Origin of the sequence: Bacillus rhizoplanae (assembly GCF_917563915.1) — a bacterium.
GTDB lineage: Bacteria > Bacillota > Bacilli > Bacillales > Bacillaceae_G > Bacillus_A > Bacillus_A rhizoplanae.
This window is the reverse complement of sequence record NZ_CAKJTI010000008.1, coordinates 162334-176953: the sequence shown is the minus strand read 5'-3', so window position 1 is coordinate 176953 and position 14620 is coordinate 162334. Positions and strand designations below refer to the sequence as shown.

Genomic DNA, 14620 nt, shown 5'->3' with positions numbered 1-14620 from the left:
AATGTGTCAAAATGCAAAAAATCTCTACAATACAACAAACTTCTATATTCGCCAAGTGTATACGGCCTTACGTACGGATCAACCATTACAGCCACTTCAGCAAGAAGTTCTCCATACATTGCAAGCACATATTGAAGCTATGAATGAAAATCAACTTCGTGCGTACCAAAAACGTGTGCAAAAGCAGAAAGAAAAGCTGGTAGAAGAACGGAAAAAAATCAAATGTAATCTGTTTGCATTCCCGACAAAAGAGAAATCGTTCTTATCGTATCACTTCCTAGATTGTTTGTTTAAAACAATGAAGCAACAAGACTATATGAGTTTGCCAGCGCAAACGAATCAAGCAGTTATGAAAAAGTTATATCAAAACTGGAAATCATTTTTTGCTTCTATGAAAGCATATCAGAAACATTCTTCCACTTTTATAGGCAGACCTCGCATTCCCAAATATATGAAATCATCTATGAAAGAAATTGTTTTCACGAATCAAGTGTGTAAACTCCAAGATAAGTACATTCGTTTTCCAAAAACAAGCATACAATTAAATATCGGTAAATTGTTCGGATATATCGAAAATCTGAAAGAGGTACGTGTTTCTCCTGCTTATGGGAAGTTTAAAGTGGAGATTGTGACAGAACAACCTGAGCCAGCACCTGAGCATGTCGACAATAATCGCTATATGAGTATTGACTTAGGAATCAATAACATTGCAACTATCACAACGAATATAGGGGCTACTCCTGTGTTAGTAAAGGGCAATGTGATTAAAAGTATTAATCAATACTACAACAAGAAAAAGGCTCATTTACTGGGTATTCTTCGTCATGGAAAAGAATCAAAAGAAGGACCACACACATCAAAACGTTTAGAGAGGCTTCATGAGAAACGGTTTCTTAAAATAAAAGATCTCTTTCATAAAATGAGTTATCACATTGTCCAGCTGGCAATACAACAGGAAGTTTCTATGATTGTGATTGGGAAAAATACATCTTGGAAACAAAACAGTGAAATGGGGAAACGACAGAATCAATCGTTCTGCCATATCCCGCATAATCTACTCATTGAAATGATCACCTATAAGGCAAAACGAAAAGGTATTACTGTACAAGTCGTGGAAGAATCGTATACAAGTAAGGCATCCTTTTTAGACAATGATGATATCCCCACTTACGGGGAGGAAGATATCCCTGTATTCAGTGGAAAACGTATCAAACGTGGCTTGTATCGTACGAAAGAGAACAAATTACTGAACGCAGATGTGAATGGTTCCTATAACATCTTAAAAAAGCAGTTCCAAAGGTGTTTGCCGATGGAATAGAGGGGTTGTGCCATCAGGCAGCTGTGTCAACTCCACTCGTGTTAAGCATCTCTTGAAGGTGATACACGAGAAACCCCCACTTCAAGATCCGAAGGAGATAAGTGGCGGGAGTTTTCATAGAGTGGTGGAAAAAAACAACAAAAAATATATTGAATGTGCTTCTGTTGAGAGACAAATTTGTTCAGAAAAAGATGTGTTAGATTTGTAGGCATATGTGTTGAAAATGACGTATACTTATTAATACTCTACGTTGATGCATTTTCGGAAGACTTCTTCAATCTGAAAACAGGTCTAGCAGGAATGATGTTGCAAAAATTCATAAACTATCATATAAGAGTTGCTGTTATTTTAGAACATTTAAGAATATTGCAGATGCTGGAACTTGGATTTCGAGTTTATGATACCAAGGAGAAATTAAAACTCCATAGAAAAAATGGAATTATGCATATGGTATTCATACAATGGTGAAAAATACATAAAAGAATATATAACAAAATGAGGTTAGTACATGAGTCCACAAAGTTTTAACAATTACGCATTGAGTAAGGAAATTATAAGAGCACTTGCTAGCTTACAATATGAAAAGCCAACAGAAGTGCAAGAGAAAGTCATCCCAATTGCATTAGAAAAGAAAGATCTTGTTGTAAAATCACAAACAGGAAGCGGTAAGACAGCTTCTTTTGGGATTCCGCTTTGTGAAATGGTTGAGTGGGAAGAAAATAAGCCGCAGGCGTTAATCCTTACACCAACAAGGGAACTTGCTGCGCAGGTAAAAGAAGATATTACGAATATAGGAAGATTTAAGCGTATTAAAGCAACTGCGGTTTACGGAAAATCTCCATTTGCGCGTCAAAAATTAGAACTAAAGCAAAAGACACATATTGTTGTCGGCACTCCTGGACGTGTATTAGATCATATTGAAAAAGGGACTTTCTCGTTAGAGTGTTTGAAGTATTTGGTGATTGATGAGGCAGATGAAATGTTAAATATGGGCTTTATCGATCAAGTAGAAGCAATTATTGACGAACTACCTACGAACCGAATGACGATGCTATTTTCTGCGACATTACCAGAAGATGTTGAAAATTTGTCTCGTACATATATGGAATCACCAATCAACATCGAGATTAAAGCATCTGGTATTACGACAGATAAAATTGAACATAGTCTTTTAGAAGTGAGGGAAGAAGAGAAGTTCTCTCTTTTGAAAGATATAACAATTATTGAAAATCCAGATAGTTGCATTATTTTCTGCCGTACGCAAGAAAATGTAGATGATGTATTTAGACAGTTAAAACGTTCTGGCTATCCTTGTGATAAAATTCATGGTGGTATGGTGCAAGAAGATCGGTTTGCAGTAATGAATGACTTTAAAAAAGGGAAATTCCGCTATTTAGTAGCGACAGATGTAGCAGCACGAGGAATTGATATTGAGAATATTACCCACGTCATCAATTACGATATTCCATTAGAAAAAGAAAGTTACGTACACCGTACAGGAAGAACAGGACGTGCTGGTAATAGCGGAAAAGCAATTACATTTGTAACTCCGTATGAAGAGAGATTTCTAGCAGAAATCGAAGAGTATATCGGTTTTGAAATTTTAAAAATAGATGCTCCTTTAAAAGAAGAAGTTACAAAAAGAAAGGCGGCATTTGAAGAAAAAATAAATGCTAAGCCAATTATTAAAAAAGATAAAAGTGCTAGTCTAAATAAGGGAATCATGAAGCTTTACTTTAATGGTGGGAAGAAAAAGAAAATCCGAGCAGTGGATTTTGTTGGTACAATTGCCAAAATTCCAGGTGTTACAGCGGATGATATAGGGATTATTACGATACAGGATAATGTTTCTTATGTTGATATATTAAACGGAAAAGGACCACTTGTTTTAAAAGTAATGAAAAATACAACGATAAAAGGTAAGCAGTTAAAAGTTCATGAGGCAATTAAATAAAAGGAGCTATCCACTTTAACGGGTGGGTAGTTTTTTTATCGAAATCATTATTGTATTTCTTGTGAAAGCGTAGTTGCTTGTTCGGTAAAGACATCGTAATCTTTCGGTTGACTACTACCATATTTGTATACTTATTAAGATTTAATTTAGCGATGCTAGCTCCTTTTTCAAATGCATTATTATTTTCATAGCACAATATTACTGTACAGTTATATAACTTCAAAGAGAAATCATTTTACTTCATATTTTTGATTAATGAACTAATTCTAGTCTAGTATATGGATTTTAAGTTTTTTACGACCGAATCTATTAAGAAACAAAATCTTCTATCTGTTATATCGATAAAAACGAACATTTTTCAAATTTTAGAAAAAAATGTTCATGTTTTTATTGCGTATTCACTAAAAGTTTGTTATATTACCAATGTAATAATCTTAAATATCATCACTCGTATATACTCGGTAATATGGTCCGAGCGTTTCTACCTAGTTCCCAATGAAAGAACTAGACTACGGGTTAAAGTATTCGGTCGTTCGGTGTATTGAGCCGCTACCGTTCTATAATTTAGCATTCGCCTCATTTTTTGCTTAATTAACTTTGACTACCGTAGTTCTAGAAAGTAGAGATTCTTCTACAATTTCTAGAACTTTTTTCTTTGGACCAAAACCTCGAGTGTATCAAACAACAAGAGAAAAAGGAGAGATTATTTATGAAGAACAACATGTTAAAAAAATATGCTTCTCTAGCAACTACTATCGCATTGTCATTCTCAATACTTGCAGGATGTAATGCTAGTTCAAAACAAGTAACTGAGGCAAAAAGCAATCAAAAACCTATCTTAATTCAAGGTCCAATGCCAATAGAAGCTGAAAAATTTGCAAAAAGGTTAAAAAATGTGAAAGAGGAAAAATCTGGAACTTTTGTATTTTATAAAGGAACTGTAGACAACTATCCTGTAATCGTTGAGAAAACAGGTAAAGGAATGGAAAATACAGCAGCTGCTACAGCGGTGGCTATTGAAAAATATAAGCCTATAGCGATTATTAACCAAGGAACATCAGGTGGACATGATCCTAATTTAAACGTATTTGATATTGTTTTAGGACAAAGAACTGTAAACCTAGGTTCATTAAAAACAGGAAATAAGGATGAAAGCCAAGGAATTGATCCAACTACGTGGAAACCTATGGACTTAATGGCTTCTGAAGGAAGTGCAGGCGAAGACCCTAATGCTGAAAAAATCCATTACTATGAGGGAGATAAAGACTTACTTGCAGCTGCTAATGCAGTAAAAGATAAATACACTAAGGGTAAGGTTGTTGAAGGTACTATAGGTTCTGCAGACGTTTGGAATAATGAAGTTGATAGAATTAAATGGTTCCATACAAAATACGGTACATCTGTAGAAGAAATGGAAGGTGCTGCCGCAGCGCAAATCGCAGAAGCTTATGATGTACCATTCTTAGGGATTCGAGTATTATCTAACAATAAAGTAAACGGCGGAAAATACAACCCCAATACCGCAGCGGCAAATCAAGAATATGTATATGAAGTAGTTAAAAAATATATAGATTCGATGCCAAATAAATAAAATCAGTTCTATTCTTAACATAAAAACGAAGGGATAAACCCCTTCGTTTTTTCACTTTATTTTGAGATTACAAGTTCCGGAAAGCTTGCTCTGCTCCATAACCATAAAGGAATATGAACATCAATTGGGGCCTACCATTTAGAGCCACTTCCCATGCTTCAGCCACAATCTGACGGTTATTAACTGTACCACTTAATAGCTCTGGTGAACATAAGTTTTTTTTGTTAAATGAACATATAATTTTTGGAAAATATGAAATATATTTGTGAAGTATTTAAGTGAGGAGGATGAATATGTTTCAAACACTAGATAATTTTTTAAAATTATGTGATAAATGTAAGTTTACATATTTTTGGGTATTCGTAATATAAATAATGTAGTAATAAACTTCAATTGTAAATTAAAGACCTAAAAGGCGGGATAGAATGAATGCATTTTTGACAGTTATACCAATTATACTTATAAGGTATGGCCTATTGAGTGCAATAAGTAAAGAGGGGCCTAAACGTGCAGGTTTCTTTGCTCCATTATTTGGAAAAGAAAAAGTGGCTCTCTGGATTTATCAAATTACGACCGCCCTTATGCTATTATTTTTATTACTACTCAAAATTAGAACAGACTCGGTTTGGTTTTATATCGGCCTGATAATCTATATTTCAGGAATTGTTTTATATGCGGTATCTATAGTAAATTATGCTAATCCTAAAATGAATGGGATAAATGTAAACGGGTTATATCGAATATCCCGCAACCCTATGTACATTGCATATTTCATTTACTTTTTGGGTTGTGTATTGCTTACACATTCATGGATATTGCTTGGGTTATTAATAGTTTTCCAAATATCAGCGCACTGGATTATTCTTTCAGAAGAAAGATGGTGTATCAAGAAATTTGGGGAAGAGTATATAAAATATATGAATAGAGTGGGACGTTATTTTTAGATAGGTGCGGTACAAATTTGATATTCAAGTGGTGATTCCCCATCTTCTTAAAATATTCATTAAGGAAGCACCTAACGGACTTCCTTTAAAACTTCAAAATAATGAACATTATTCTTAAACATAGCCTTTATTATAAAAACAAGATTGTGAAAGAATGTACTTAAGCTAACGGGTGCGTTAGTTCTATAAGAAGTATGGAAAATAATCAAACTTTTTTATAAAAGAATCATTCAATTGAATATATTAAGAGCGTGTTTTGGTCAATCTTTTTTCAAAACACGTTCTTTCTTTATAAGCTGTTTTTTCATGAAAAAACCTCCACATGTAGGATGTAAGAAGATTATCTCATGGGCTATTTACAACTTGTAGGTGGGGAATATTTGACGCTTACTTTCTTGTAGCAGGACAAGTAATAAGCAAAATAAAATTGCATTCTTCTAAACAGGGAAAATAGTAACAGTAGTTTCCTTGAATAAGTATGTTTTCATTTATGAAAAATTATGCTGTAATAGTGATAGAACAATATTTTATCCTGTTCTAAGTAGTCAAAGAAGTGAGGAATTGAGTTTGAAAAAGTTTAAGAAGTTTTACTTAGAGATTACAAGTGTATGTAATCTTGCATGCAGCTTTTGTCCGCCAACAGAACGGCAGAAGCAATTCATTTCTGTGGAGGATTTTTCTAAGAGATTAGACCAAATTAAACCTTACACAGACTATATTTATTTACATGTAAAAGGTGAGCCGCTGCTTCATCCTAAAATAGACCAATTGTTAGACTTATGTCATGAAAAAGGGTTTAAAGTTAATATTACAACCAATGGAACATTGATTAATAAAAAGAGGGACAGGTTATTAAATAAACCTGCACTTAGACAGATGAATTTTTCGCTTCATAGCTTTGATGGTCATGAGGGCTCTACAGATAAGGAAGGATATGTGAGGAGCATACTTTCTTTTATTAAAGAAGCGACGAGCCAATCGGAATTGATTGTTTCACTGAGATTATGGAATCTCACACAAGACAATAAGACGAATCTGGAAATACAACGAAACAGACAATTACTAGAAATCATTGAGAAAGAATTTGATTTACCGTACAAAATTGAAGAGAAGGTCACACCAGGAAGTGGCTTGAAGATTGCTGATCGCATTTTCATCAATCAAGATTACGAATTCCAGTGGCCTGCATTACATGAAGAAGAGGATGATGGAAAGGGCTTCTGTTATGGCCTTCGAAATCAAGCTGGTATTTTAGCGAACGGAACGGTTATCCCTTGTTGTTTAGATGGTGAGGGCATTATCAACCTTGGAAATATTAACGATGCCTCATTTTCTGATATTATCGAAGGGGAGCGAGCAACAAATCTTGTAGATGGATTTTCACGAAGAGAGGCAGTAGAGGAACTATGTAGAAAATGCGGGTATCGCAAAAGATTTGGAAAATAGATAGGTAAATGGCTAGGGATGAGTAGGTTAGACAGATTCATCCAAACCCATTATCTCTGCCCTTTTAATTTAATTAAAAAAGAACCCTAAGCTTTTGGGCTTAGGGTTCTACTATGTTTTAAGGTTTTCTTACAAAGAAATTCTATATGACTAGTTAACTAATAGACAACTTGTCCAATAATCTATTTTGTCGCTTTTCGTCCTACTAATACCCAGTATAGAGATAAACTGAAAAGGGTAATGAGTACGAGAATGAATAGGATATTACTAAACATGGAAGCATCCAAATTGCTTGTAATCCCGAAGAAGCTTTGTCGCATTGCAGAATGGTCCATCATTGCTGCTGTATAGGCAATTCCGATTGACATAGCAACATTAAGTGTTAAATTATAAAATCCGATTGCTGTTCCTGTTTTTTCTTTTTCAATCGTACAAATGCAAGAATCAAGTAATGGTGCATACATGAATGCAAATGAACTAGAGAATAAAATCATGGATATCACGAATACAACAACAGAAGTGTTTATAAAGAATCCGCCTAATAGTAAGCTGACTATAATGCTAGACATAGCGATTGTAATACATTGTTTGCTTCCTAGAACCTTCGCAATTTTTCCAGAAAGAGCCCCAACTATAGCAGCTGCGATATAGCCTGGAATCAATAATAGTGAAATGGTATCTAGCTGCAAACCATAAATCTTTTCAAGCAAGAATGGAAATAAGAAAATATATGCTAACTGTACAGAATAAATTACAAATGCAACTCCAAGTAATGAGATAAACTGTTTATTTTTAAAGAATGATATTCCAATAAAAGCTTTTGAGTTCTTGCTGATATAAGCAAGGAACAAGGCAATTGCAACAATAAATAAGATAAGGTACATCCAGTTGAAATTGGTAATATATAATAGAAGGGATGCTGAAATAGTTCCAACTAGGAATAATCCTAATACATCTACATTACTGTTTTTCGTTTCTTCCTTAGGAAGATATTTTAAAATAAATGGAAGTGTGAAAAGTGTTACTAAAGAAAGTAAAAACAGAGTTGTCCAATGAAAATACGTAGAAATATAACCTCCAGTTAATGCACCTATAAGTTGTGAAAGAGCAAAACTGCTTGTACTTAATCCTAAAAATTTCTTTTGTTCATTTGCAGGTAAATGTTTTGTTACAAAGATAACATATAATGTTTCAGCTGATGCTAAACCTGCAGTTTGGATCATTCGTGAGATAACAACTAGTAAAAACGATTGTTGAAAAATATACCCCATGATTGAACCGACACATATTAAAATAATACCAACGCTAAAAAGTTTTCTGATACTAATGGAATCCGCTAAAGCTGCGTAAACCACTGCTCCAATTCCAATCACAAGGCCAGCTAGAGTTGCTTGCCAGCTAACTGTTGTTGCTGAAATGTGAAAATCTTTTGCCATATCAACAGAAATAATCTTAAACGAATTGTCAATTACCAAACATAATAGAAATAACAGTAAGGTAATAGGTACTGCTTTCTTAGCATTATATTCCTGAGTTTTTTTCATGCTCACATCTGCAGTTATTGTAGACATAGCTCTATTCCTCTCCTTTTGTTATTCAGGAAATTGTCTTCCTGAGTCATGATTGTCTCGCTTCTAACTACCAATTGATCCTTTGATAGAAGGATGGTTTCAGTAATTTCTACACCATTTGTTTCATATGCGGTTTTTTCTTGTGCGCAGTTGTACCCATTTTTGTTCTTTCCTTCTCATGATGTTTAAAAAGGGAACGTTTTCATAAATGACTAAAAACATCTTACTTTTGATTGCGCTTTCATGATCATGAATGATAACCCATTAAAATATACAATATCGTATGGTTGTCTAAATACTTGTATGAGTCTGGTCAATGAAAAGGACATCATATCCTTCTTTCTTATGATGTTTATAAGGAAGCATTTACATGAATAACTAAAACCATCTTTCCTTCTGATTGCGCTTTCATGGTAATGTATGATAACTCCTTGAAGTATACAATATTGTACAGTTGTCTAAAAACTTGTATATATCTTAACAATGAAAAGGATACCATACCTTTATTGTGCTCACAACCCATCTTTCTTTCGGAATTTGTCTTTTTTGTTACAAAAAAAAGCGATGTATTTCGTATGAAATACATCGCTTCCAAATTAAATATAGAACTTTATCCTGCATTAACGGGCAGTAAGACCCTGATTTGTTTAACTAACCATCAGTGAAGGAAGAAAAAAACTACTGACGGAAGTTTCTAAGGGAGATCGTTCATTCGATTATTTAGATGTTTTAATCCTAATTTGACTAAATTCTGTTGGTATATAGTATTTATTATAGACCACAGGGTATTTATCACTAATATATACACTTTCTAAAATTAAATCACATTCTTCCCCATGGAAAATTTGGTGTTTTAATGACGGTGTATTGACGGAATTAGAACGTTTAATTTCAATGGTAGAGGAATTAGCCAGTTCATATACTTTTTCCTCCAACATTTCCAATACTTGCTTCTCGTTTTGTAAGTCAAGATTTAACTTGGAAACAGCTTCTATTGGCATCATCGTAAAAGCAAAAGCTACTATCTTATCATTACTTTTATACCAGCGTTCCAACGCGACCACTGCCGTCATTTGTTGATTTAATACTTGCACTGCATAGTCCGTTACTAGATCAATTCGGAAATTTAGTTCGATATCATCTGTTTTTTCCGTATAGCATTTATATAAGGGATTCCCCAACTTCTCCAAGCCATCGCTACTCTCATTATGATGGAATTTTGTAATGAAATTTCCTTTTCCATGGATATTTTTAACCAATCCATCTTCCTGCAAAAGTGCCAAAGCATGTCTCAATGTCATTCTGCTCACACCAAATATTTTGGCCAATTCGGGTTCTGTTGGAAGCTTGCTGCCTTGAGGAAATGTTCCATCCATGATTAATTTATACAATTGGTCATACACAGTGACGAATAGCGGTTTTTTTTGTTTATTGAGTTCATGAAGTTTATTGTTCATTTTCTTATACCCCTATAGTTTATAAATTCCATTTCTTCTCGTTTTATCCCGCTCAAACGGTCGGTAATGTAGGTTATTTCAAGAAGAAAAACCGTCCGTAAGAGCCCGGTTGCTTCAACTAACCATCAGCAGAAAAAGCATCTGCTGATGGAAGTTTCACTTTATAGTAGATTCTTTTCTTTGTTCTATTGTAACTTACTTTTTTGTGGAATTTAATATGCTTTCAAAAAATCATTATAATTTGTACTAGATGTATTTGTCTGTAAAAGCCCGATTGATGAAAGTTAAATAAAAACCGCATTTAGATACGTTACGGTGAACGGTAACTATAATAACTAGTGGCAAAAAACTATAGAAGAATTTTGTACACAATTAAGAAATGCCACAGTATGAAATGGAAATTTTAAACATATAAACTTTAACTAAATTTTTAAGATAAGTAAAAATTGATTAAATTAATTAAAAAATCTATAAATACGTTTTAAATATTGCTATAATTCGATTCGAGAATTAAATTCGATAAAGGCAAAATTAGTGAAAGCTAATGACGCAAAGCTATAGGGACTAAGGTGCATGCCGCTATGTCAGCCAGTTGCCGAAAGGTTAGGAAACTGCCAAATTTCATTCATGTTGGCAGTTTAATTCCCCATACCTTTAGGTATGGGGAATTTTTATGTAAGGGAGGATGATGCAAGAGTAAACGGTTGAAAACAAAAAAAGGGGGGCTTATTTTGAAAAGAACTTTATCTTTAGTATTAACTATGTCACTTATTTCAGGGAGCTTTGTTACGATTCCTTATACGAAAGTTTCAGCTGAAACGGTGTCGTTGACTCAAGAAACATTGAAGCAAAAGACAGATCAGGCAATTGCAAATGGTAATTTTGAAGATCATTTGAGTTATCTTACAACATATTTAAATGAAAAGGTTGGGGAACTCACTGAAGCGAATTTGCAAAGTAAACTTACAGACCCAGTATTTGCAGCAGCTTTGGCTCAGTGGCAATTCATATCACAAACAGGTGCTTCAGCAATGGATACATTCGCTAAAAAAGATGCTGACCATCAGAAATTTCTTAGCTGGGCGATGAAGAATACAGATGTGATGAATACTTATCTTGAAGGTGGCAGTCCAACTGGAAAAAATCCAGTCAATGCACTTGAGATATGGAATACAATATGGAATACGGATGCAGATTCTCATGAAGGATTGTATTTAAAATTAGCGATAGCTACATCGTTAGCTCATGCTGAACCTATAAAATATTGGACAAACAATCAACCTATTAATCCATTAACGAGGTACCAACATTATAAATCAGCAGATCAAAATAATGAGTTACTTCCTGTTTTTAGAACATATGATGTTTGGCATTTAAGATTAGTAGTGAATACTTGGTCACCAGAAGAAGATTTAACTTGGGCAAGAAACATGATTAATACGGAACATCCAGAACTTAAAAGTCAAGATAATATAGGAAAAAGTGCATATTTGATTAAATATGTAACATATAACAAAGATGGGATTAGCGTTCAAGCTGGAAATGATGCATTTTATGGTTTAGGTTGGAATCTTTCCTCAATTTACAGAGATGGTGCGGTATGCGGTGGTATTTCAAAGTTTGGTACGCAAGTAAGCCAAGCCTTTGGTGTGGCAGCTATGCCTGTTGGACAACCTGGGCATTGCGCACTCATATGGAATGACAAACCATCCTCTTGGAATTTAGGAAATGATATATTTGGATGGGGTGCATCGGAGCATCATGCTGCAACTGTTATTCCTTGGTCAGATAATAGCTTGAAAAATCAAGTGCCGTACATATTACTATTTGAAGATGCTGAACTTGATCAATCAAAACTAGATCAATCCGAGAGATTACGTTGGTTAGCTAAGGCAATGACTTCATCAGATAACAAAATTGCTATTTATAAGGCAGCCACTAATATTTTACCGATTAATGTTTTAGTATGGAAAGATTACGTTTCTCTCATGTTACAAAATCCAAGTGTAACGGATGAGCAGTGGCAAGAATTAAACAGCAGCATCATTTCTTCTTTTGCTAATGAGCCAAGACCGATGATGGATCTTCTTACTCAAATTAGAAGCCATGTTCTGAATACAGATGATAGAGCTAAGCTTCAGCAATATACTTTAAATATATTAAATGCATTCTCCACAATAACGAATGTAAATCAAAAGCAAGTAGCTAATAATATAACAGCCCAACTGCCAAGTTTGGGGTTGCGCCTTGCTACATTTAGTTTTGATGGAGTAAATGCAGGAAAATTAATGGGAATTAAAACTGATACGGAATATAGTATTGATGGAGGAAAAACGTATAAAGCTGCTACAAGCGATGATATGCTTCTTAGTAATGAAGAAATAGCAGCAATCAATTCAACTAACGGTATTTTAACAAGAGTGATTGGAACAGAGCAGCCTTTATTAATTCCAATTGGAAAAGCTGGTAAAGTTAATGTTTCTTCAAATGATGATGAGAATTTAGTTTTTGGTATAGACGGTACGATGGAATTCAGCATCGATCAAGGTTCGAATTGGACAAAATATAATCCTGCTTCTCCTAATTTACCGGATTTAACAGGAAATGTTACGTTAACAGTTAGAAAGTTTGCTGTTGGTTCAAATCCAGCAAGTGATGCAGTTAACTTAAAGTTTACTGATACGGCTGTAGTAGGATTAATACCGCACAAAAACTTATCAGTTGCAGGTTTCTCAAGTCAGCAAGATTCAGGTGGTAATGCTGCTGCAAATGCAGTTGACGGAAACGGGGCAACAATGTGGCATACGTTTTGGAATGGCAGTGATAAGGCTCCATACATTACGATAAAGCTTAATGAAGTTACTAGTATATCACAATTAGCTTATGTTCCAAGACAAGATAGTAATTCTAATGGTAACATAACTAGTTATAATATATACACAAGTCTAGATGGAGTTAACTTTACAAAGGTTGCTACTGGAACTTGGGCAGATGATAAACTTACAAAGAATGCAAGTTTCAGTAAAGTAGATGCTCAGTATGTAAAGCTTGAAGTGGTATCAGGGCATAGTGGATTTGCTTCAGCTTCAGAAATAAAATTATATAATAACTAGTTGAAAGATTAAGGAGTTATTTATTTAATACGCAAAACAAAAAAGCCCGGCATATGCCGAGCTTTTTTGTTATTTGCTAGGTTCGCTAGGTGCGCCAGATGTACTTGCTTTCGGAGCTTCGAAGATATCTTTTAAATCTTTATCGTTAATCTTCACATCTGCTTTTTTCATTTCTTTTGTAACAAGATCGTTCATGAATTGTGGATCTTGGATTTTCTTATCAACAAGTTCTCCTTTAATACGATCTTTTTCTTGGTCGAATGGTTTCAATTCTTTAATGTCAGTTACTTTGATGATATGGTAGCCAAATTGTGATTTTACAGGTTGACTGACTTCATCTTTTTTCAATTTATATGCAGCATCTTCAAATTCTTTTACCATTTTACCTGGTCCGAAGTATCCTAAGTCGCCGCCTTTATCTTTTGAACCTGTATCTTCAGAGTATTGTTTTGCTAAGTCTTCAAAAGATTTTCCTTGTGCTAGTTCAGCTTCTACTTTTTTCGCAGTTTCTTCATCTTTTACAAGAATGTGGCTTGCTTTGATTTCAGGTTTGTAATTTTCTTTTGCTTCTTTATCCGTGATACTTGCCTTCACAGCTTCTCTCATTGAAAGCTCAGCGCGAACGGAATCCTTTAATTGTTTCTCAGTCATACCGCTTTGTTTTAATAAAGCATCAAATTGATCACCGTATTGCTTTTTATATTCGTCATATTTTTTATTAACGGCATCGTCTTTTACTGGGTAATTTTTAGTGAATACTTTTTCCATTGTCATGTTACGTAAGACGTTTTGACCGCCTTGTTTCTTCATTGCATCATAGAACTCATCTTTTGTTATATCGCCAGCTTTTGACGTTACAACTTTGTCAGAAGTGCCACATGCTGATAATGTGAACACACTTGTTACAGCTAGGGCAAGTATTGCTTTCTTCATGAAATAAACACTCCTACTATTATGTATTTTTTATAGTATAAGCAATATGTACTAAATTTAATATAACATATTTCAACTTGTTTTCCTATTGATAAAGGAAAATTAACCATTTGTTGGCGAGGATTGTCAGATTAGGCCATATCACCATTTTAGGTTTATAGGCATACAAAAGAAGGTGAGGAGGTTGAATTTATGATAAATCAACAATTAATTTTGTTGCTTGTGTTATTTATTTTATTAGTAATAGTAGGTATAATTTGTTTATAGAGGAAAAAAGTGAGGAAGGGGTTCCC

General features: G+C 34.2%; 9 protein-coding genes, 2 pseudogenes and 2 riboswitches. Of the genes and pseudogenes, 8 read left to right on the top strand and 3 right to left on the bottom strand.

The genetic code is table 11. The annotated features are described in order from the left end of the window. From LRP84_RS10765 to LRP84_RS10740, 6 genes and pseudogenes are all read left to right on the top strand, one after another. Positions 1-1374 (top strand): annotated as a pseudogene (locus LRP84_RS10765) (RNA-guided endonuclease InsQ/TnpB family protein); the annotation flags it as partial. A gap of 121 nt (positions 1375-1495) precedes the next feature. Continuing rightward, complete coding sequence (locus tag LRP84_RS10760; RefSeq protein ID WP_230575073.1) at positions 1496-1786, top strand: DUF4180 domain-containing protein; 291 nt, start codon at positions 1496-1498, stop codon at positions 1784-1786. A gap of 40 nt (positions 1787-1826) precedes the next feature. After that, positions 1827-3272 carry a DEAD/DEAH box helicase gene (locus LRP84_RS10755; RefSeq protein WP_230575072.1) on the top strand — a complete coding sequence of 482 codons (1446 nt, stop codon included), beginning with the start codon at positions 1827-1829 and terminating at the stop codon, positions 3270-3272. A gap of 428 nt (positions 3273-3700) precedes the next feature. Beyond that, positions 3701-3804, top strand: a riboswitch (purine riboswitch). A gap of 177 nt (positions 3805-3981) precedes the next feature. Beyond that, complete coding sequence (locus LRP84_RS10750) at positions 3982-4863, top strand: 5'-methylthioadenosine/S-adenosylhomocysteine nucleosidase (RefSeq protein ID WP_230575071.1); 882 nt, start codon at positions 3982-3984, stop codon at positions 4861-4863. A 425-nt stretch (positions 4864-5288) separates the two neighbouring features. Continuing rightward, a complete protein-coding gene (locus LRP84_RS10745; RefSeq protein ID WP_230575070.1) occupies positions 5289-5807 on the top strand; it encodes a methyltransferase family protein in 519 nt (172 codons plus the stop codon). 567 nt (positions 5808-6374) lie between these two features. Next, on the top strand, positions 6375-7253 hold the full coding sequence (locus tag LRP84_RS10740; protein WP_230575069.1) for a radical SAM/SPASM domain-containing protein: 879 nt from the start codon (positions 6375-6377) through the stop codon (positions 7251-7253). Positions 7254-7435: 182 nt separating this feature from the next. On the opposite strand, the gene LRP84_RS10735 is transcribed toward LRP84_RS10740, so the two are convergent. After that, complete coding sequence (locus tag LRP84_RS10735) at positions 7436-8824, bottom strand: MFS transporter (protein ID WP_230575068.1); 1389 nt, start codon at positions 8822-8824, stop codon at positions 7436-7438. A 716-nt stretch (positions 8825-9540) separates the two neighbouring features. After that, the gene (locus LRP84_RS10730; protein WP_230575067.1) at positions 9541-10281 is read right to left on the bottom strand and encodes a GntR family transcriptional regulator; all 741 of its coding nucleotides are present in this window, start codon (positions 10279-10281) and stop codon (positions 9541-9543) included. A gap of 514 nt (positions 10282-10795) precedes the next feature. Then, positions 10796-10881, top strand: a riboswitch (cyclic di-GMP riboswitch). A 131-nt stretch (positions 10882-11012) separates the two neighbouring features. Between LRP84_RS10730 and LRP84_RS10725 the strand changes: the two genes are divergently transcribed. Then, a complete protein-coding gene (locus tag LRP84_RS10725) occupies positions 11013-13394 on the top strand; it encodes a discoidin domain-containing protein (protein ID WP_230575066.1) in 2382 nt (793 codons plus the stop codon). Positions 13395-13463: 69 nt separating this feature from the next. On the opposite strand, the gene prsA is transcribed toward LRP84_RS10725, so the two are convergent. Further along, the gene (prsA, locus tag LRP84_RS10720) at positions 13464-14327 is read right to left on the bottom strand and encodes a peptidylprolyl isomerase PrsA (protein ID WP_230575065.1); all 864 of its coding nucleotides are present in this window, start codon (positions 14325-14327) and stop codon (positions 13464-13466) included. Between the two features lie 195 nt (positions 14328-14522). Between prsA and LRP84_RS10715 the strand changes: the two are divergent. Next, positions 14523-14594 (top strand): annotated as a pseudogene (locus tag LRP84_RS10715) (YjcZ family sporulation protein); the annotation flags it as partial. Positions 14595-14620 lie beyond the last annotated feature (26 nt).